The organism is Streptomyces cyaneochromogenes (genome assembly GCF_003963535.1).
Lineage (GTDB): Bacteria > Actinomycetota > Actinomycetes > Streptomycetales > Streptomycetaceae > Streptomyces > Streptomyces shaanxiensis.
On sequence record NZ_CP034539.1, the window covers coordinates 1,235,620 to 1,253,427 of the forward strand.

Genomic DNA, 17,808 nt, shown 5'->3' on the forward strand with positions numbered 1-17,808 from the left:
GAAGATCGCGTAGGCCGCGTCAACAGGGAATCCCGCTCCGAAACTTCCGAAACCGCAGCTCGGCGGGGTCAGGGCACTCAGCCGCGGAGCGCGCCCAGCCGTCCCTCCAGCTGGCTCAGCAACTCGCCGAGCAGGGATGCCAGTTCATGTTGGCGATGCGGATCCAGGCCGGACAGTACGGCCGTCTCGTAGTCGAGCTGCTCCGGGAGGGTGCCGTCGACGAGTTCCCGGCCGGCGTCCGTGAGCCGGAGGTGGGCGACGCGGCGGTCCCGGCTGTCGCCGCGCCGCTCCACCAGGCCGCGTTCGGTCAGCAGCTTCAGGCGTTTGGTGACGGCGGCGCCCGAGGAGAAGGTCTCGCGGGCGAGTTCGCTGGGGGTCAGCTCGTGGCCGGTGCGGCGCAGCGCGCCGAGCAGGTCGAACTCGGGGCGGCTGAGCCCCGCGCGGCGCAGGGGGGCGTCCTCGGCCTGCTGGAGGAGGGCGGCGCAGCGGTTGATGCGGCCGATGATCTCCATGGGGGCGGTGTCGAGGTCGGGGTGGACGCTCTGCCACTGCCTGACCACGGCGGCCACCGTGTCCTGTCTCGTCCCGGTCGGCCCGCCGTTGGTCGCCGTCATGGCCGTACGCCCTCCGTCGTTTCGCTGCCCGTGCGCTGGTCCGCGCGTTGGTCCGGGTGCAGACCTCGGCTCCGCCCCGTAGCCGCGAGCGTACGGGGTGCCGACCCCCCGGCGCGCACGACCCGCTGCCACCGCCGGTCGGGTACGGCCACCGCGGCGACGAGGCCGAGCAGCGCGCCGACGAGGGTGTCCACGATCCGCTCGGTGATCAGCCGCCCGGGCTCCTGGAACCCGGCGAACTCGGTGACGAGCAACGCCATCGGGGTCACGCAGACACTGCCGAGCCAGTAGTTGCGGCCGATCAGCGCCTCGGCGCCGAAGTTGAGGGCGAGGCAGCACAGGACCAGGGCGACCCCGCCGCTGTGGGCCACCGGGACGACCGCGGCGAAGAGCAGGACGCCGATCAGGTTGCCCACGACACGCTGGACGCCGCGGCCCCAGGTGAGCGTGAGGTTGGCCTGATACAGGGATGCCGCGGTGACCAGGGCCCAGTAGGGGCGGCCGATCCCGAGGGCGAGGGAGGCGTAGCCGGCGAGGGCGCAGCCGAGGGCCACGCGCAGGGCCAGCGGGGCCAGGGGGCGGAGGCGGCGCCACAGCGGGCCGGGAGGCGCGGCAGGTCCGGTGCCGAGGCCCGGGAGGTCGTCGACGTGCGGTACGGGGCGGTTGCCGCGCACTTGCCGGGCCCAGGTGCGCAGCGGCTCTGGGTCGGTGTCGGCCGGGGCCGCGAGGGCGACCTCGGCGCGGACGCGGAGGCGTTCGAGGGCTTGGCGGGTCTCGGAGGGGCGGCCTGCGCAGAGCAGGGCCTGGCGGGCGGACTGGACGGCGGTGGTGGCGGTGGCGTGGGGTCCGGCAGCCGTGGTGCCGTGGGGTCCGCCCTGGCCACCTGGGCGTCCGGTACCAGCCGTCTCGACGTACGCGGCGGCCGCGTGCAGGGCGCCCGCGACGGCCCGGCGCTCCGGTCCGTGCGGGCGCAGCAGGCCCGGTGCCATGCCGACGAGCCAGGCCCAGGCGCCGGATGCGGCTGCGAGCGCGAGATGGCCGGGGACCTGGGCGAGGGACTGCGGCGTGAACAGGGCGGCGGAGCTGACGAAGGTGAGGACCACGTTGCCGGGCGGACCGATCCGCGCCGCGTCGCACAGCACCTTCTGCACGGCAGCCAGTACCGCGCCCACCATGACCAGCACGACCGCGCCGGGGGCGAGCGAGGCCGCGACCAGCGCGGCGGCGAGGCCGCCGAGCATCCCGAGCACCACCCACGCCAGGGCGCGTGCCCGGGCGGCGTAGGGGCGGTTGTGGGCGTAGAGCGCGCACAGGGACCCGGCCATCGTGTACATCGCCAGGTCGAGGCGGCCCAGCGCCAGCAGGGCGATGCTGGGCGGGGCGACGGCGACGACCACGCTCAGGGCGGGCTTGAACCAGATGTCGGAGGGCCGGCCGAGGCGCAGGACTCCGGCAAGCGGGGGGCGGCTGCTCATACCATGAGCTTAGCAAGTGTTTTACTCGTGAAACATCCTCGTGGAACATTACGGCTGGTGTCGGGGATCGGCGGCGTGCCGACCTGCCGCGCTCCGCCGAACGCTCCCCGTGTACACCCTTGCGCTCGCGTGCGCACCGCACGGCCGGGGCATCGACGGACTGTCCGAGACCGTCGAGCGGGGAGGGTGCGCGTGCACGGACCGGCTTCGCACGGCTGGCTGCTGGTCGCGCTGTGTGCGGCGACCGGGGCCTACTGTCTGCTGCGGATGCGCAGCCACGTCGAGGAGCAGCGCCGTGCCGCGGGCGGCGAGGCCCTGATGGGCTTCGGCATGGCGGCGATGGCGGTGCCCGCCGCGGCCTTCACACCGCCGTCCTGGGCCTGGCCCGGCTACGCGGCCTTGTTCGGCGCTGCCGCCCTGCACGCGCTGTGGTCGGCGCGGGCCGGGGCCCACCATCTGCACCACCTGGTGGGAGCGTCGGCCATGGCCTACATGGCGGTCGCGATGGCCGCGTCACCCGGGCACCCGAGCGGGCCCGGCGGTTCCGGGATTCCCCTGGTGACGGGCGTTCTGCTCCTGTACTTCGCGGGGTACGTCCTGCTGTCCGGCGTGCGACTGGTACCCGTCGCCGCGGGCGGCGGTGGCGTCGGCTGGGGTGACCGGCCGGAGCTGGCGCGGGCCTGCAGGCTGTCGATGGGGATCGCGATGGTGGCGATGCTGCTGACGATGTGAAGCGCCCCCCGTTGCCCACCCGGGCCTCGAACCGGTGGTCGCCGGAAGCGTGGTGAAGGCCCGACGGCCGTGCTGTGCGCCGATGACGCACGGTGCCGGAGGGCCGCGCGGCATGCCGTGCGGGAGGTCGTACGGCACTTGCCCGGCGTCGGCGGCGACCTGCCCAACTCCTCGTCCATGCCCCGCTGTTGCACGGCGAGGAGCCCGGCGACGACCGGCTGGTGATCCTGGAGGGCGAGCGGCCGGGTGCCTGGTGGCCGCCCGGCCCGGGGCCCGGCCCGCGTCTGGCAGTGCTCGGATAGCCCGATCCGCCGCTGGGTACCCGGATCGCCTCCGGCGCATGTGCCGGAACAGCCGGTCACTCCTGTGGCGGGCGTCGCAAACCCACCCCCGGCATTGGCCTCTCGCCCCATCGGTCGGCGAGGATCGCACTATGCACACCCAGTCCGTCCAATCCCCGCCCCGCCCGCCGGCCGAGCGCGGTCACGCCCGCTGGGCCGGTGCCCTGGCCCTGTGTTCGGCGTTGCTGCTCGCCCTGGTCGCGGTCCGGTGGAACCCGCTGATCGCCCTGGACGGCGACATCGCAGACACCACACACCGCTGGGCGGTCGACGAGAAGGGCGTCACGCACACGTTCCGGATCCTGACGGACTGGGTCTGGGATCCGTGGACGATGCGCATCCTGACCGCGGTGGTGGCGGTCTGGCTGGTGTGGCGCAGAGCGGCCCGCTGGACGGCCGTGTGGCTGGTGGCCACCTGTGCGCTCGGCACGGCGCTGCAGCAGTCCCTCAAGGCCCTGCTCGACCGTCCGCGTCCCGCCTGGCCCGACCCGGTCGACTCCGCCCACTTCGCCGCCTACCCGTCCGGTCACGCCATGACGGCCACGGTGGTGTGCGGCCTCCTGCTGTGGCTCCTGCACCGCTACGGCCCGGCACGCGCGCTGTGGCGTACGGCCGTCGCCCTGTCCGTGATCTCCGTGGCCGGCGTCGGTCTGACCCGGGTGTGGCTGGGCGTCCACTGGGCCACGGACGTCGTCGGCGGCTGGCTGCTGGGCGCGCTGGTCGTGGTGCTGGCGGTGCGGGTGCACACCCGATGGCTGGGGTGAGCGGGCCCGAGCGCCGCTACCGCTATGTGGGCCCGGCCGAGCTGACCGCGCTGGTCCGGCCGGAGGCAGAGGGCCGGATCGTCGGGTCGGCCGCCGACCTGGACGATTGGCTGGCGCGGTGTGCGCGCGCCGAGCGAGCCGAACCGTTCACGTACGTCGTCGGCACGGACGGCCGGCTGCGGCTCGCCGCCCGGCGGAGCGAACATGTGGTGTGCGCCGGGGGCCGGGACGTCCTGGCCGCCGGTGAGGTGCGTTTCGAGCACGGCTCGGGGTGCTGGACGGCCGTGGAGATCAGCAACCAGTCCACCGGCTACTGCCCCGACCTCGACTCGTGGCCCGCGGTCGCCCGCGCCCTGGACGGGGCCGGTGTCGGCCGTCCCGGCGGGTTCACGCACGCGGTGGTGTTCCGGCGCTGCGAGGAGTGCGGGGAACGCGCCATCGTGCGCGAGGGCTACTTCGTCTGTGTGTTCTGCGGCGGCGATCTTCCCGCGCGGTGGAACGTGGCGCCGTAAGATCCGCAGCATGACCGCAGTCCTGTTCGATTTCTCCGGAACCCTCTTCCGTGTCGAGTCCACCGAGTCCTGGCTGCGCGGAGCGCTCGCCGAGGCCGGGGTGGAGCTCGGCGAGACCGAACTGGCCGAGACCGCGCAGGCGCTGGAGGCGATGGGGGCACTGGCGGGCGGGATCGATCCCTCGTGGCTGCCCGAGGACGTGGCGAGTGTCTGGGGGGTGCGGGACAAGAGCGCGGAGCTGCACCGGGCCGCCTACACCGGGCTGTCCCGGCAGGTACAGCTCCCCGACGACCGGCTGCACGACATCCTCTACGACCGCCACATGGCGCCGGCCGCGTGGGTGCCGTACCCCGACTCCGCCGAGGTGCTGGGGACGCTGCGTGAGCGCGGCGTCGGCGTGGGAGTGGTCAGCAACGTCGGCTGGGACATCCGTCCGGTGTTCCGGGAGCACGGTCTCGATCCGTACGTGGACACCTACGTGCTGTCGTACGAGCACGGCGTCCAGAAGCCCGACCCCCGGCTGTTCGCGGTCGCCTGCGCGGCCCTCGACGCCGATCCGCGGGACGTCGTCATGGTCGGCGACAACCGGCGGGCGGACGGCGGTGCGGCGGCCCTGGGCTGTGCGGTGCACTTCGTGGACCATCTGCCGGCGGCGCAGCGTCCGGACGGGCTGCGGCCGGTGCTGGATCTCGTGGGCACCGCCCCGCGGTCGAACGACTCCGGGCCTCGGACGGGCAAGTAGCCCCCGGCCACCTCACCTGACGCTCGCCTGCCTCGGACGATCCCCCGCGTCGCCCGAGGCAGACGGCAACCCCGACCAGGCCGTATCGGGGCCGGGCCGGAAGTGCTGAGTATAGTTGGCTGGCAGCCAGTCAACGCAGGAGTTACAGCATGTCCCCGCGCAGCGCCTCGGTCAATGAAGAGCTGCGGCGGCGATCCCGGGAGCGGCTTCTGCAGGCGGCCGTCGAGCTGGTCGGCGAGCGGGGGTACGACGCCACGACGCTGGGCGACATCGCGGACCGGGCGGGCTCGGCGCGCGGTCTGGTGTCGTACTACTTCCCCGGCAAACGCCAGCTGGTGCAGTCCGCCGTGCACCGGCTGATGCACCGCACGCTGGAGGAGGCGCTGGAGCGCGAGCCGCGCAGCGAGGACGGCCGCGAGCGGATGGCCCGGGCCATCGACGCGATCCTGGGCCTGGCCCGGGACCGGCCCGTGCTGATGCGCCAGCACATGGCGGGGATCCTGCTGGGCGAGGGCTTCGTCCAGTGCCCGGAGCAGCGGCGTCTGGCCGAGCTGCTGCGGGAGACCTGCGTACGGCACGGCTCGAAGGACGTCGACGCCGACTACCCGATGCTGCGCGCCCTGCTCATGGGGGCCGTCTACGCGGCGCTGGTCCCCGGCGTGCCGATGCCGGTGCCGGTGCTGCGGGCCGAGCTGTTCGCGCGCTACCGGCTGGACTGGTCGATGGGGGTCCCGCCGGACTCGGAGGCCGAGCCCGGCGGGACGGGCGACACGGATCTGTCACGGTTCTTCGCTACCGGGTAGGCACCGCAGGCCACCCGGCCGCCCGGACGGTCAGTCGAAGTAGTCCGGCTGCGTCTGGACGTTGAGTTCGCGCAGCTTGACCCAGCGGGCCGGGTCCGTGCGCCGGTCGTCGATCTTCAGGACGTCGAAGCCCCGGGCCATCTCGTTCGAGTAGATGTAGCCGTTGTAGTAGTACGCCGACCACGAACCGCCCGACCGCAGCGTGTCGGTGCTGATCGGACCACGGTCGAAGTACGCGATCTCCTTCGGGCGGGCCGAGTCGGTGAAGTCCCAGACGGAGACGCCGCCCTGGTACCAGGCCTGGACCATGAGGTCCTTGCCCTTGACCGGGATCAGCGAGCCGTTGTGGGCCACGCAGTTCTCGGTGTCCGCCTGGTGCCGGGGGATCTTGAAGTAGCTGCGGAAGACGAGCTTGCGCTTGTCGCCCTTGCCGACGATGTCGTAGATGCCGTCGGCACCACGGTCCGGGCCGATCTGCGCGTTGCAGGTGGCCGCGCCGCCGCCGCCCAACTCGTCGGTGAAGACGACCTTGTTGGCCTTCTGGTTGAAGGTCGCCGAGTGCCAGAACGCGAAGTTGACGTTGTCCTGGACCTGGTCGATGACCTTCGGGTGCTCGGGATCCTCGATGGAGAGCAGGATGCCGTCGCCCATGCAGGCTCCGGCGGCGAGGTCCTTCTCAGGCAGGACCGTGATGTCGTGGCAGCCGGTGGTCTTGGAGACGCCCGGGTTGGTGGGCGCGCCCGGGTTGCCGCCGCCGTCCGGGCCCTCACCGGGGAACAGCACCGGGAAGCTCACGACCGCCGCCTTCTCGGGCGCGTACCGCGGCACCTTGATGACGGAGATCCCGTCGTGCGGCGGCTGGCAGTCCGGGTAGGTGGCGTTCGGCGAGTACGAGGAGACGTAGACGTACACGTTGCGGCGCTCGGGCACCAGCGTGTGGGTGTGCGAGCCGCAGGCGGTCTCGACCGCGGCGACGTACCTGGGGTTCGTCTTGTCGCTGATGTCGAAGACCTTCAGGCCCTCCCACGAGGACTTCTCGGTCACGGGCTGCGTCGTGCTGTTGCAACTGCTGTCGCTGCGCGAGGAGTCGGTGGACAGGAACAGCAGGTTCCCGGACACGGTGATGTCGTTCTGCGAGCCGGGGCACAGCACCTGAGCGACCGTCTTCGGCGCCTTCGGGTCGCTGATGTCGAAGATGCGGAAGCCGTCGTAGTTACCGGCGAAGGCGTACTTGCCCTGGAAGGCCAGGTCCGAATTGGTGCCCGGGAGCACGTCCTTGGGGACGTTGGCCAGGTGCTTGATGTTGGCGGAGTGGACGATCTCGTCCTGGCCGGGTATCTCGCCGTCCGCGACAGCCTCCTGCACCTCGGCCCGAGTGCTCTTGGATATCTCCTTCTCCGCGACGGGGCCGTCCCCCGGGTCGGGGGTCGCGACAGCCGGCTGCGCGGTGAGCAACGCGGCCAGCAGTCCGGTGGCGGCTGCGGCAACTCCCAAACGTCTGCGTCGTGTTCGGGGAATGCTCAACAGGATCACTGTTTCCTCCCTTGTCCGTTCGCACTGGAACGGTTGATGCAAGCCCGAGTATCGTCATGGCCATGCACATATCAACAGGGGGCAATGAACATGTAACGAAGACGCCCTTCCGCCGGACACCCGCCTTCACCGCCGCACTTGCCGTTCTGGCCGTACTCACGCTGGGCGGCTGCGACTCCGAACCGAAGGCGGCCGAGGAGAGCGGACCGTCGGTGATCGTGCCCGGCAAACCCGGCGAGGCGAACCAGAAGCTGTCCGCCGAGGAGGCCGCACGGCAGCGCGCCGAGGACGACTCCCCCAACTCGGCCGACGTCGCCTACGCCCGCATGATGATCGAGCACCACACCCAGGCCCTGGAGATGACCGAACTCGTCCCGGACCGCGCCGAGTCGACGAAGGTCGAGGCGCTCGCCGAACGGATCGCCGCCGCGCAGGGCCCGGAGATCGCGGCCATGAAGGGCTGGCTCAAGAACCACGGCAAGTCCCTGGAGGCCGAGGAGAGCGACGGCCACGAGCAGCACGCCTCGATGCCCGGCATGGCGACCGAGGCACAGCTCAAGAAGCTGCGCGCCGCGCACGGGAAGGCGTTCGACCAGCTCTTCCTCACGTTGATGATCACCCATCACGACGGGGCCATCACCATGGCCACGGACGTGAAGGGGCAGGGCAACAACATCGTGATCGAGGAGATGGCCGACGAGGTGGTCGCTCAGCAGACGAGCGAGATCACGCGGATGCGGGACATGCTCTGACGGACCGGCCCGGTCCGCCCGAGGGCCGCGCTCAGCGGCGGGCGCGACGCGGCGTCAGGAATCCCGCGTCGCGCGCCTGCCCGATGAGCCTGAGCGACCTCCGCCGGCTGTGCCCCGTCGCCCGCATCACCGCGAGCACGGGGTCGCCACCCTGTTCCTGGGCCGTGCGGTACTCCTGCGCGACGAGCCACTGCCCCTCGACGCCGGGCGGCCAGGCCGGCCGGGCCCGGCTCGCCCTGACGCCCCCGCCGTCCGGTTCGGCCGCGATCGCGCACGCCTTGGAGAGCGGATCCTCGATCCAGTCGGCGAGCGCCGCCAGGTCGTCGAGGGAGAGCGCCGGGCGGGCCCGTACGTCCTCGATGGAGACGCCCTCCTCGGACACCACGGCGAGCGCGTCGACGTGGGCGCCGTCGCCGAACTCCAGCCGGACGCCCAGCCAGGCCGTGGCGCCGGCACCGTCCCGCACTTCCCACGCGGGCCACACGGACACGCTGCCGTCCGAAGCACAACGATCGGAAAGATTAAGAAAGGATGCTTCCAGCACACACGCAACGTAACCGCATGATCACATTCCATACTGAACGAACACGCGCCCCGACGGGCGCACAGCACCCTGTCAGCGGAGCGGCAGCGGTGCGATGCTGGACTCGAGAGCGACTCCTGAAGTTCCGCGAAGCCCCCGACCAACCCTCGCCCAAGGAGTTCCGCCGTGCTCCGTATCGCCGTCGTCGGCTCCGGGCCGAGCGGGTGCTACACCGCCCAGAGCCTGGTGCAGCAGGACCCCGACGCGCTGGTCGACGTCCTGGACCGGCTGCCGTGCCCGTACGGTCTGGTGCGGTACGGGGTGGCGCCGGACCACGAGAAGATCAAGTCCCTCCAGAACAACCTGCGGACGGTTCTGGAGCACGAGCGGGTGCGGTTCCTCGGCGGCGTCCAGATCGGTCCGGGCGGAGTGCCGACAACCCGGCTGCGGGACCTCTACCACGCGGTCGTGTACTGCGTGGGCGCCGCCACCGACCGCCACCTCGGGGTTCCCGGCGAGGACCTGCCGGGCAGCTGGTCGGCGACCGAGTTCGTGTCCTGGTACAGCGCCCACCCGGACTCCGTCGACGACGGCTTCGTGCTCGGCGCACGGTCGGCGGTCGTCATCGGCATCGGGAACGTCGCGGTGGACGTCACACGGATGCTGGCCCGGGGCACGGCGGAGCTGAGCCCCACCGACATGCCGCAGGCGGCGCTCACCGCCCTCGGCGCGAGTCGCGTGACCGAGGTCAGCATGGTGGGGCGCCGCGGTCCCTCGCAGGCCCGCTTCACCACCAAGGAACTGCGCGAACTGGGCACGCTGCCGGACACGGCGGTGAGCGTGGATCCGGCCGAGCTGGCGCTGGATCCGGCGTACGCCGACCCGTCCGGCCTCCCCGCCCCGCAGCGCCGCAACATCGAGGCGCTGCGCGCCTGGGCCGAGGCCCCGCCCCAGGACGCCCGGCACCGCATCCGGCTGCGCTTCTTCCTGCGCCCCGTCGAACTCCTCGCCGAAGCCGGGCGCGTGAGCGCGGTCCGCTTCGAACGAACGGCACCCGACGGCCGGGGCGCGGTCACGGGCACGGGCCGCTACGAGGACATCGAGGCCCAGCTGGTGCTGCGCTCGGTGGGCTATCGCGGTGTACCGCTGGAGGGCCTGCCGTTCGACACGACGACCGGCACAGTGCCGCACAGCGAGGGACGCGTCCTGCGCGAGGGCCGCGTGGCGCCGGGCGAGTACGTGGCCGGCTGGATCAAGCGGGGCCCGACCGGCGTCATCGGCACCAACCGGCCGTGCGCGAAGGAGACGGTGACGTCGTTGCTGGAGGACGCCGCCGTACTCGTAAGGAGAGAGGTGGCGCAGGACCCGCTGACGGCACTGCGCGCCGAGGGGGTCGAGCCGGTGGAGTGGCCGGGGTGGTGCGCGATCGAACGGGCGGAGGCGGAGCTGGGCGCGTCGCTGGGCAGGGGTGTGGTGAAACTGCCCGATTGGGAGTCCCTGCTGGGCGCCGCGCACCACAACGCCCTTTAGGGGCGCGGGGCTGCATCGATGTGCGGCTCCGCCGCGTGGGCGCGACAAGCCACAGGCGACCCGCACCGAGCAACGAGCCGGCAACACCCCCGAAATCAACAATCTGTTCAAGGGGCCTACGGTCTCGCCCATGACAGAGAGCACACCCGCACACCCCGTCGACGAGATCCCGCCCAAGCGCCACCTGGCCGCCTTCGGCCTGCAACACGTCCTCGCGATGTACGCCGGCGCCGTGGCCGTCCCCCTGATCGTCGGCGGCGCCATGAAGCTCCCGCCCGCCGACCTTGCCTACCTGATCACCGCCGACCTGCTGGTGTGCGGCATCGCGACGCTGATCCAGTGCATCGGCTTCTGGCGCTTCGGCGTACGGCTGCCGATCATGCAGGGCTGTACGTTCGCCGCCGTCTCCCCGATGGTGCTGATCGGCACGACGGGCGGCGGACTCCCCGCCATCTACGGCTCGGTGATCGTCGCGGGCCTGGCGATCGTGCTGCTGGCGCCGGTCTTCGGGAGGCTGCTGCGGTACTTCCCTCCCCTCGTCACGGGCACCGTGATCCTGATCATCGGCCTCTCGCTGCTGCCGGTCGCGGGCAACTGGGCCGCGGGCGGCGCCGGTTCCGCGGACTTCGGGGAACCGAAGAACCTCGCGCTGGCCGCCTTCATCCTGGCGGTGGTGCTCGGGGTGCAGCGCTTCGCTCCGGCGTTCCTGAGCCGGATCGCGGTACTGATCGGCATCCTGGTCGGGCTCGCGGTGGCGGTGCCGTTCGGGTTCACGGACTTCGGCGGGGTGGGCGACGCCGACTGGGTCGGGGTCAGCACGCCGTTCCACTTCGGGGCGCCCACCTTCGAGTTCTCGGCGATCGTGTCGATGCTGGTGGTGGCGCTGGTGACGATGACGGAGACAACCGGTGACCTGATCGCGGTCGGCGAGATGACCGACCGCAAGGTCGAGCCGCGCTCTCTCGCGGACGGCCTGCGCGCCGACGGTCTGTCGACGGTGCTGGGCGGCGTCTTCAACACCTTCCCGTACACGGCGTACGCCCAGAACGTGGGACTTGTCGGCATGACCCGGGTGCGCAGCCGCTGGGTGGTGGCCACCGCGGGCGGCATCCTCGTGCTGCTCGGCCTGCTGCCCAAGCTGGGCGCGGTGGTGGCGGCCATACCGGCTCCGGTGCTGGGCGGTGCAGGGCTGGTGATGTTCGGGACGGTCGCCGCGAGCGGGCTGCGCACCCTGACCGAGGTGGACTTCAAGGGCAACAACAACCTGACGGTGGTGGCCGTCTCCGTGGCCATGGGCATGCTGCCGGTCGGTGTGCCGACGATCTACGAGAAGTTCCCGGACTGGTTCCAGACGGTGATGAACAGCGGTATCAGCGCGGGCTGCCTGACGGCGATCGCGCTGAACCTGCTCTTCAACCACCTGCCGGCGAAGGCCGGTTCAGGAGCCTCCGAAGCGGATTCAGGCGCCGCCGAACCGGGCGGCCTGCCGGGTGGCGGCGTCGAGAAGGGCGTCGAGCAGCCCCGGGAAGAGGCCGTCTAGGTCGTCCTTGCGCAGGCCGTTCATCTTGGCCGTGCCCCGGTAGACCTGCTGGATCACACCGCTCTCGCGCAGCACCCGGAAGTGATGCGTGGTGGTGGACTTGGTGACCGGCAGGTCGAAGTGCGAACAGGAGAGCTCGTCGCCCACGGCGGCGAGCTCTCGCACGATCTGCAGCCGCAGCGGGTCGGACAGCGCGTGCAGCACGCCTTCCAGACGGATCTCCTCGCGCGTCGGGTGCGGGAGGTCTCGGCTGCTGACAGCGGGGCTGGTCACGGCGGCTCCACTTCGTCGGGTTCCTCCATTGTACGAGACCCCTCGTAGTTTGACACTTCCCGTACTACGATGCCTATCGTACGAGTCGACCGCTGGTCCCCGTGACGAATGGAGTCCGCCATGAGTGCGCTCTTCGAGCCCTACACCCTGCGCGAAGTGACGATCCCGAACCGGGTGTGGATGCCCCCCATGTGCCAGTACTCGGCCGCTCCGGTGGGCCCCGGCATGGGCGTCCCCGACGACTGGCACTTCGCGCACTACGCGGCCCGCGCGGCCGGGGGCACCGGGCTGATCATCGTCGAGGCCACCGGCGTCAGCCCCGAGGGCCGGATCTCCCCGTACGACCTGGGCATCTGGAACGACACCCAGGTCGAGGCGTTCCGTCGCATCACACGGTTCCTGGTGTCGCAGGGCACGGTTCCGGGCATCCAGCTCGCCCACGCCGGCCGCAAGGCGTCGACCGACCAGCCCTGGAAGGGCGGCGCGCCGGTGGGGCCGGACGCGTATGGCTGGCAGCCGGTGGCGCCGAGCCCGCTCGCGTTTGCCGACGGGCACCCGGTGCCGACCGAACTCACGGTCGCCGAGATCCAGGAGATCGTCGGGCAGTTCGCGGACGCCGCCCGGCGCGCCCTCGCCGCCGGCTTCGAGGTCGCCGAGGTCCATGGTGCCCACGGCTATCTCATCAACGAGTTCCTCTCCCCGTACTCCAACCACCGCACCGACGAGTACGGCGGCTCGTACGAGAACCGCACCCGTCTCGCCCTCCAGGTCGTGGACGCCGTACGGGAGGTGTGGCCGGACGACAAGCCGCTGTTCTTCCGTATCTCGGCCACGGACTGGCTGGAGGAGAACGGCTGGACCGCCGACGACACGGTCCGCTTCGCCGCCGACCTCCGCGCCCACGGCATCGACCTGCTCGACGTCTCCACCGGCGGCAACGCCGCCCGCGCCCGCATCCCCGTCGGACCGGGCTACCAGGTGCCGTTCGCCGCGCGGGTGAAGGCCGAGACCTCGCTCCCGGTCGCCGCGGTCGGGCTGATCACCGACGCCGAACAGGCCGAGAAGATCATCGCCAACGGCGAGGCGGACGCCGTCCTGCTCGGCCGCGAGCTGCTGCGCAGCCCGTCGTGGGCCCGGCACGCCGCCCGGGAACTCGGTGGGGACGTGCATGTGCCGGACCAGTACCACCGGTCCGTCTGATCGTCACCGGAACCGAGTGGGCAGGTACCGGGCCACCAGTCGCTCCAGCTGGGGCACGGCCCGCTGGCTGGTCACCGCGAGCGCGATCGACGCGGCGACGCCCGCCCAGGCGACCGGACCGAGCGGTGTGCAGCCGAAGAGGTGGCTGACGCCCGGTGTCTCGACCAGGACGAAGAGAGCGGCCCCGGAGCCGAGGGCGGTGACACGGACCAGCGGGCTGCCCCGACGGTCGGCCAGCGTCTGGGCGAGCTGCGTGCCCACCACCGCGCACAGGGCCATCGTGGTCGAGCGACGGGCGCTGCCCGGCGTGAAGCGGCCGAACAGCCAGGCGGACGTCGCGCCCACCGTGGTGGTCAGGGCCCGGTGCCGGATCTTGCGGATCAGGGGCGCGCCGAGGAGTGAGGTGCCGAGGGGTTCGGTGGCTTCGGAGTCGTTGCGGTCATCCGGGCTCCGCTCGCCGTCCGCGGCCTCCGGCTTCTCCGGTTCCTTCGGCGTCACCGCCACCGCCATCGCCGGGAACAGGTCCGTGAACAGGTTCACCAGCAGCATCTGGCGGGTGGACAGGGGCGCCGCGCCCGACAGGAGGGTGCCGAGGAGGCCGAAGCCCACCTCGCCCGCGTTGCCGCCGATCAGGATCGCGATGGCGTCGGCGACGCTGTGCCACAGGGCCCGGCCCTCGGCGACCGCGTCGATCAGGACCGTCAGATCGCCGTCGGTGAGGACGAGGTCGGCCGCGTTGCGGGCGGCCGCCGAGCCACGGGCGCTGATCCCGACGCCGATGTCGGCGGCGCGGATGGCGGCGGCGTCGTTGGCTCCGTCGCCGACCATGCCGACCACCCGGCCGGCGTCCCGCAGCGCCTCGACGACCTGGAGTTTCTGCTCGGGCGCGACGCGGGCCACGACGCCCATGTCGGCCAGCATCCGGGTGCGTGCCTCCCGGTCCGCGGACGCCAGCTCGTCGCCGGTGACCACGCCGGTGTCCTCGGGCCAGCCCAGCTCCGCGGCGATCGCCCGGGCGGTCTGCGGATGGTCGCCGGTCAGCATGACGGGCCGTACGCCCGCCTTGCGCAGCCCCTGGACAAGGGCCGTGGAGGTGTCGCGCGGCATGTCGGCGAAGGCGAGCAGACCGGTGAACTCCAGCTCCTGCAGGGATTGTTCGAGGACGTCCTCCGCCCTGTCCGGCGCGTCCAGTTTGCGCCGGGCCACGGCCAGCACGCGCAGTCCCTCGCCGGCCAGCGACTGCGCCGCCTCCGTCGCCGACGAGGGCAGGCCGGAACAGGCGGGCAGGACCGTCTCCGGAGCGCCCTTGACGACGAGCACCGCAGTGTCGTCGTCCTTTGCCCGGCCGACGGCGGCGGCGTAACCGCGGCCGGCCTCGAAGGGCAGGCCCTCGGTCTGGGACCACTCGGGGGCGGGGGCGGCCGCGTCCAGGACGGCCTCGTCGGTGGCGTGCACGGGCCGGTCCGAGTCGCCGTCGAGCTGGGGGCAGGCGCGGGCCGCGACCCGCAGCGTGGCGTCGGCCGCCTTCTCGTCGGGCTTGCGGACCGTGCCGTCCGCGTCGCTCACGCGCACCAGACGCAGGCGGTTCTCGGTGAGCGTGCCGGTCTTGTCGAAGCAGATGGTGTCCATCCGGCCGAGCGCCTCCAGGGTGCGCGGAGCCCTGACGAGGACTCCCCCGCGGCTCAGCCGACGGGCCGCCGCCAGCTGGGCCACGGTCGCCACCAGCGGCAGCCCCTCGGGAACCGCGGCCACCGCCACGGCCACCCCACCGCTCACGGCGCGGCGGATGGGGGTGCCGCGCACCAGCGACAGAGCCGTGACCCCGGCGCCGCCCGCGAGGGTCAACGGCAGGGCCTTGTCGGTGAGTTCGCGCAGCCGGGCCTGGACTCCGGCGGACGGTGGCGTACGGGCGGCGAGGGTCACGGCCCGGGAGGCCTCCGTTCGCTCCCCGGTGTCCACCACGACGGCCCGGGCCTGCCCGGCGACCACGGTCGTGCCCTCGAACACCATGCAGCGGCGGTCCGGCACCGCGGCGTCCGGCGTCGGCTCGGTGCCCTTGTCGGCCGACAGGGACTCTCCGGTCAGCGCGGACTCGTCCACCTCCAGGCCGTCCTCCCACAGCAGCCGCGCGTCGGCGGGCACCACGTCCTCCGCCCGCAGCTCGATCACGTCGCCGGGGCCGAGCTTGGTGGCGTCCACGATCCGCGCCCGGGACGACGGCTCCTCGGTGGTGACCCGGGCCTTCTGCTTCTGCTTGGCCAGCAGCCCGGACAGCGCCCGCTCGGCCCGCATCCGCTGGACGCCGCCGACCAGCGCGTTCAGGTCGAGCGCGCCGACGACCAGCAGGGCGTCCAGGACCGAGCCGAGGATCGCCTCGGCGGCCGAGCCGACGGCCAGGACCGGGGTGAGCGGGTCGTCCAGTTCACCGCGCACCGCCCGGGCCAGCCGCAGCGGCCCGCTCACCGGTGCGAAGACGCGGCTGCGGCCCATGGCGTGGAGCGTCTGACGCGTACGGTCGATGGCCTGCTCGGACAGAGTCGGCTCCGGGCCCGGCTCGTGCTCCAGCCGGTCGCGGACCTCGGTGGGCTCCAGTTCGTGCCAGGCCACGCGGGGCCGGGGGTGCGGGGCGCGGGCCACCGCCACGCCGAGGGCCGCGCGCACGCCGCTCAGCAGTGCCCATGCCGCGCTCGCGTCGACCGGCGTGTGCCGCAGGCCGGGCCATGGCGTGGGGCGACCGCGCCGGGACTTGCCGACGGCCACCAGGAGCCCGGACAGGGCGGCACCGGACCGGGCCAGGGTCTGCGACCTGTGGCCGACGCCGCGCGCGGCCGGGACCGCCCGCAGCAGCCGCCACACGTCGGCCAGGCCGTGCGGGACCAGAACGTCCGCACCCCAGACGACGGCTCCGTCCCGGTCGGTGAGGGCGACGGCCACATCTCCGGCGAGCAGCCCCGTGAGCAGGTCCTCGTCGGCCGGGTCCGGGCGGGCGACCGTGACGACGACGCCGTCCTTGTCGCGCACCGCGTCCACCACGTCGCTCAGCGACCGCTCGTCGCTCACCACCTGGTCGGCGAGATTCGTGAAGTCGGCCAGTGCGGGATCGTCCACCATCACGACCCGCAGGCCGGCGCGCCGCGCCGCGTCCAGCACCGCCTCGGCCCACGGGTCCGCGCCGGCTCCGGGGGTGCGCATGGCGCTCGGGTGCAGGACGACCGTGTCGGCCATCTCGAGCTGCCGCAGTCGTTCGGTGTCGCGCACCAGGACGCCCGTGCGCGACAGCGCGGAACTCAGTACGGCGTGGAAGGCCGCGGGTCCGTAGCGCGCGGCCTTCGGGGAGCCCGCCAGCACCGCCTCCGCCGCCTCGGTGCCGTCGTGCTTGACCAGCAGCGTGGCCAGGGCGCCCACCAGGCTGCCGGCCTCGGCGTGTCCGGCGTACTCCTGGGCGGGGGAAGTGCGCAGCGGCGGGCGCGGGCGGTGGTCCCCGGCCCGGCCTGCCCGCTCCGGCACGCACACCTCGTCGTGGACCATGTCGAACGCCGCCGCACGGGCCACCGTGTCCGCCAGCTGGAGCGTGCGCAGCGCGCCGTCGAGCACCAGCGCGGTCGGAGTGCGGCCGGCGCCGTGGGCGGCCGCGTTCGCGATCGCCAGTGCCGTGTCCATGCGGGAGCGGCCGACCCTGGCCCGCAGCCACCCGCGGAAGCGTGGGTTCTCCCGCAGCAGCGTCACCAGCGCGGTCACCGACCGGGGTGAGGCCGGCAGGCGCAGGACGTATCCGGTGAACGCGGTCGCGATGCCCAACCCGTCGGCGGCGAGCGTCGTGGCGGCGGCCCGCACTCCGGCGGGGTCGGCCGGGTGCGGGATGTCGTCGACCGCCTCGTCGGCGGGTGCGAGTCCGTGCCGGGCCGCGATCTCGATCGCCTTCTCCAGCACCCGGTCACCGGCCGCCTCCTCGACGGCGGTCACCACCAGGCGGCGCAGCCCGCCGTCCCAGTACGCGAGGGCCACGTCGGGCCGCTCCGCCAGCGCCGTGGCGACTCGGCGCGCCGCGCGCTCGGTCCCGCCCTCCCGCCGTACACGCTCCGGCGCCTCGGTCCGCAACGCCAGGTGGGCCCGGGTGCCGGACCGCCAGGGGTGGGGGCGGACGGGCAGCGTGTCGCGGGCGACCCGCACGACGCGTGCCGCGGCGTCGGCGGTGCGCACCCCGGCCCGGGCCGTCGAGGCCACGGCTCCCGCGGCGGCTCCCACCGCGGGTGCGGCGCCCTCGGCCAGCAGCCGCGGCCCGGCCATCACCAGCCCGGCCGCGGCGGTCGTCGGACGTGTCAGGAGTCCCAGAACCATCGCTCGCCCTCGCTCCTCCTCGCTCGACAGCTCCTTCCGTGCGGCCCGGGTTCCCGCAAAGCGGCATGTCATCCACGTACGGGCGCGCCGGCAGGGGATGCCGGGGCGCCCGTGGGCCGAGGGCGTCGCGTCGGAC

The 17,808-nt window shown here is 72.9% G+C and carries 15 protein-coding genes and 1 pseudogene; 10 read left to right on the top strand and 6 right to left on the bottom strand.

The window, feature by feature from the left end:
- Window positions 1–77: 77 nt before the first annotated feature.
- On the bottom strand, window positions 78–614 hold the full coding sequence (locus EJ357_RS05310; RefSeq protein ID WP_126389111.1) for a MarR family winged helix-turn-helix transcriptional regulator: 537 nt from the start codon (window positions 612–614) through the stop codon (window positions 78–80).
- Window positions 611–2,089, bottom strand: coding sequence for an FUSC family protein (locus EJ357_RS05315; RefSeq protein ID WP_126389113.1), 1,479 nt, complete (start codon window positions 2,087–2,089; stop codon window positions 611–613). The genes EJ357_RS05310 and EJ357_RS05315 overlap by 4 nt, the downstream gene beginning before the upstream one ends.
- 192 nt (window positions 2,090–2,281) lie before the next feature.
- Here EJ357_RS05315 and EJ357_RS05320 point away from each other — a divergent pair, with 192 nt between their 5' ends.
- The 6 genes and pseudogenes from EJ357_RS05320 (at window position 2,282) to EJ357_RS05345 (ending at window position 5,983) form a co-directional block, all read left to right on the top strand.
- A complete protein-coding gene (locus tag EJ357_RS05320; protein ID WP_126389115.1) occupies window positions 2,282–2,821 on the top strand; it encodes a DUF5134 domain-containing protein in 540 nt (179 codons plus the stop codon).
- A 128-nt stretch (window positions 2,822–2,949) separates the two neighbouring features.
- A pseudogene (locus EJ357_RS50695) lies at window positions 2,950–3,096 on the top strand (M56 family peptidase); the annotation flags it as partial.
- A gap of 158 nt (window positions 3,097–3,254) precedes the next feature.
- Window positions 3,255–3,926: a phosphatase PAP2 family protein gene (locus tag EJ357_RS05330; protein ID WP_126389119.1), complete on the top strand. Its 672-nt coding sequence runs from the start codon at window positions 3,255–3,257 to the stop codon at window positions 3,924–3,926.
- Window positions 3,914–4,438 carry a hypothetical protein gene (locus EJ357_RS05335; protein WP_126389122.1) on the top strand — a complete coding sequence of 175 codons (525 nt, stop codon included), beginning with the start codon at window positions 3,914–3,916 and terminating at the stop codon, window positions 4,436–4,438. Before EJ357_RS05330 ends, EJ357_RS05335 begins: the two co-directional genes overlap by 13 nt.
- A 10-nt stretch (window positions 4,439–4,448) precedes the next feature.
- Window positions 4,449–5,180: an HAD family hydrolase gene (locus EJ357_RS05340; protein ID WP_126389124.1), complete on the top strand. Its 732-nt coding sequence runs from the start codon at window positions 4,449–4,451 to the stop codon at window positions 5,178–5,180.
- Window positions 5,181–5,329: 149 nt separating this feature from the next.
- Window positions 5,330–5,983: a TetR/AcrR family transcriptional regulator gene (locus EJ357_RS05345; protein WP_126389126.1), complete on the top strand. Its 654-nt coding sequence runs from the start codon at window positions 5,330–5,332 to the stop codon at window positions 5,981–5,983.
- A 30-nt stretch (window positions 5,984–6,013) separates the two neighbouring features.
- On the opposite strand, the gene EJ357_RS05350 is transcribed toward EJ357_RS05345, so the two are convergent.
- Complete coding sequence (locus EJ357_RS05350; protein WP_126389128.1) at window positions 6,014–7,516, bottom strand: LVIVD repeat-containing protein; 1,503 nt, start codon at window positions 7,514–7,516, stop codon at window positions 6,014–6,016.
- Window positions 7,517–7,578: 62 nt separating this feature from the next.
- On the opposite strand from EJ357_RS05350, the gene EJ357_RS05355 reads away from it, so the two are divergent.
- On the top strand, window positions 7,579–8,268 hold the full coding sequence (locus EJ357_RS05355) for a DUF305 domain-containing protein (RefSeq protein WP_126389130.1): 690 nt from the start codon (window positions 7,579–7,581) through the stop codon (window positions 8,266–8,268).
- A gap of 31 nt (window positions 8,269–8,299) precedes the next feature.
- On the opposite strand, the gene EJ357_RS05360 is transcribed toward EJ357_RS05355, so the two are convergent.
- Window positions 8,300–8,758, bottom strand: a complete 459-nt coding sequence (locus EJ357_RS05360; protein ID WP_126389132.1) for a DUF6214 family protein — start codon at window positions 8,756–8,758, stop codon at window positions 8,300–8,302.
- A 219-nt stretch (window positions 8,759–8,977) separates the two neighbouring features.
- Here EJ357_RS05360 and EJ357_RS05365 point away from each other — a divergent pair, with 219 nt between their 5' ends.
- Both EJ357_RS05365 and EJ357_RS05370 read left to right on the top strand, forming a co-directional pair.
- The gene (locus EJ357_RS05365; RefSeq protein WP_126389133.1) at window positions 8,978–10,321 is read left to right on the top strand and encodes an FAD-dependent oxidoreductase; all 1,344 of its coding nucleotides are present in this window, start codon (window positions 8,978–8,980) and stop codon (window positions 10,319–10,321) included.
- A 130-nt stretch (window positions 10,322–10,451) separates the two neighbouring features.
- Window positions 10,452–11,861 (top strand): nucleobase:cation symporter-2 family protein, encoded by a 1,410-nt coding sequence (locus EJ357_RS05370; protein WP_126389135.1) that lies wholly within the window; start codon window positions 10,452–10,454, stop codon window positions 11,859–11,861.
- Here the strand turns inward: EJ357_RS05370 and EJ357_RS05375 are convergent.
- Window positions 11,781–12,134: an ArsR/SmtB family transcription factor gene (locus EJ357_RS05375; RefSeq protein WP_126389137.1), complete on the bottom strand. Its 354-nt coding sequence runs from the start codon at window positions 12,132–12,134 to the stop codon at window positions 11,781–11,783. The genes EJ357_RS05370 and EJ357_RS05375 overlap by 81 nt on opposite strands.
- Before the next feature lie 120 nt (window positions 12,135–12,254).
- Here EJ357_RS05375 and EJ357_RS05380 point away from each other — a divergent pair, with 120 nt between their 5' ends.
- Complete coding sequence (locus EJ357_RS05380; protein ID WP_126389139.1) at window positions 12,255–13,334, top strand: NADH:flavin oxidoreductase/NADH oxidase; 1,080 nt, start codon at window positions 12,255–12,257, stop codon at window positions 13,332–13,334.
- Window positions 13,335–13,337: 3 nt separating this feature from the next.
- Here the strand turns inward: EJ357_RS05380 and EJ357_RS05385 are convergent, their stop codons facing one another.
- Window positions 13,338–17,672 carry a cation-translocating P-type ATPase gene (locus EJ357_RS05385; protein WP_126389141.1) on the bottom strand — a complete coding sequence of 1,445 codons (4,335 nt, stop codon included), beginning with the start codon at window positions 17,670–17,672 and terminating at the stop codon, window positions 13,338–13,340.
- Window positions 17,673–17,808: the final 136 nt, after the last annotated feature.

Excerpts from the sequence above, each read along its gene's own strand:
- EJ357_RS05310 (WP_126389111.1), bottom strand. The coding sequence starts at position 614 with ATGACGGCGACCAACGGCGGGCCGACCGGGACGAGACAGGACACGGTG.
- EJ357_RS05315 (WP_126389113.1), bottom strand. The coding sequence starts at position 2,089 with ATGAGCAGCCGCCCCCCGCTTGCCGGAGTCCTGCGCCTCGGCCGGCCC.
- EJ357_RS05330 (WP_126389119.1), top strand. The coding sequence starts at position 3,255 with ATGCACACCCAGTCCGTCCAATCCCCGCCCCGCCCGCCGGCCGAGCGC.
- EJ357_RS05335 (WP_126389122.1), top strand. The coding sequence starts at position 3,914 with ATGGCTGGGGTGAGCGGGCCCGAGCGCCGCTACCGCTATGTGGGCCCG.
- EJ357_RS05340 (WP_126389124.1), top strand. The coding sequence starts at position 4,449 with ATGACCGCAGTCCTGTTCGATTTCTCCGGAACCCTCTTCCGTGTCGAG.
- EJ357_RS05345 (WP_126389126.1), top strand. The coding sequence starts at position 5,330 with ATGTCCCCGCGCAGCGCCTCGGTCAATGAAGAGCTGCGGCGGCGATCC.
- EJ357_RS05355 (WP_126389130.1), top strand. The coding sequence starts at position 7,579 with ATGCACATATCAACAGGGGGCAATGAACATGTAACGAAGACGCCCTTC.
- EJ357_RS05370 (WP_126389135.1), top strand. The coding sequence starts at position 10,452 with ATGACAGAGAGCACACCCGCACACCCCGTCGACGAGATCCCGCCCAAG.
- EJ357_RS05380 (WP_126389139.1), top strand. The coding sequence starts at position 12,255 with ATGAGTGCGCTCTTCGAGCCCTACACCCTGCGCGAAGTGACGATCCCG.
- EJ357_RS05385 (WP_126389141.1), bottom strand. The coding sequence starts at position 17,672 with ATGGTTCTGGGACTCCTGACACGTCCGACGACCGCCGCGGCCGGGCTG.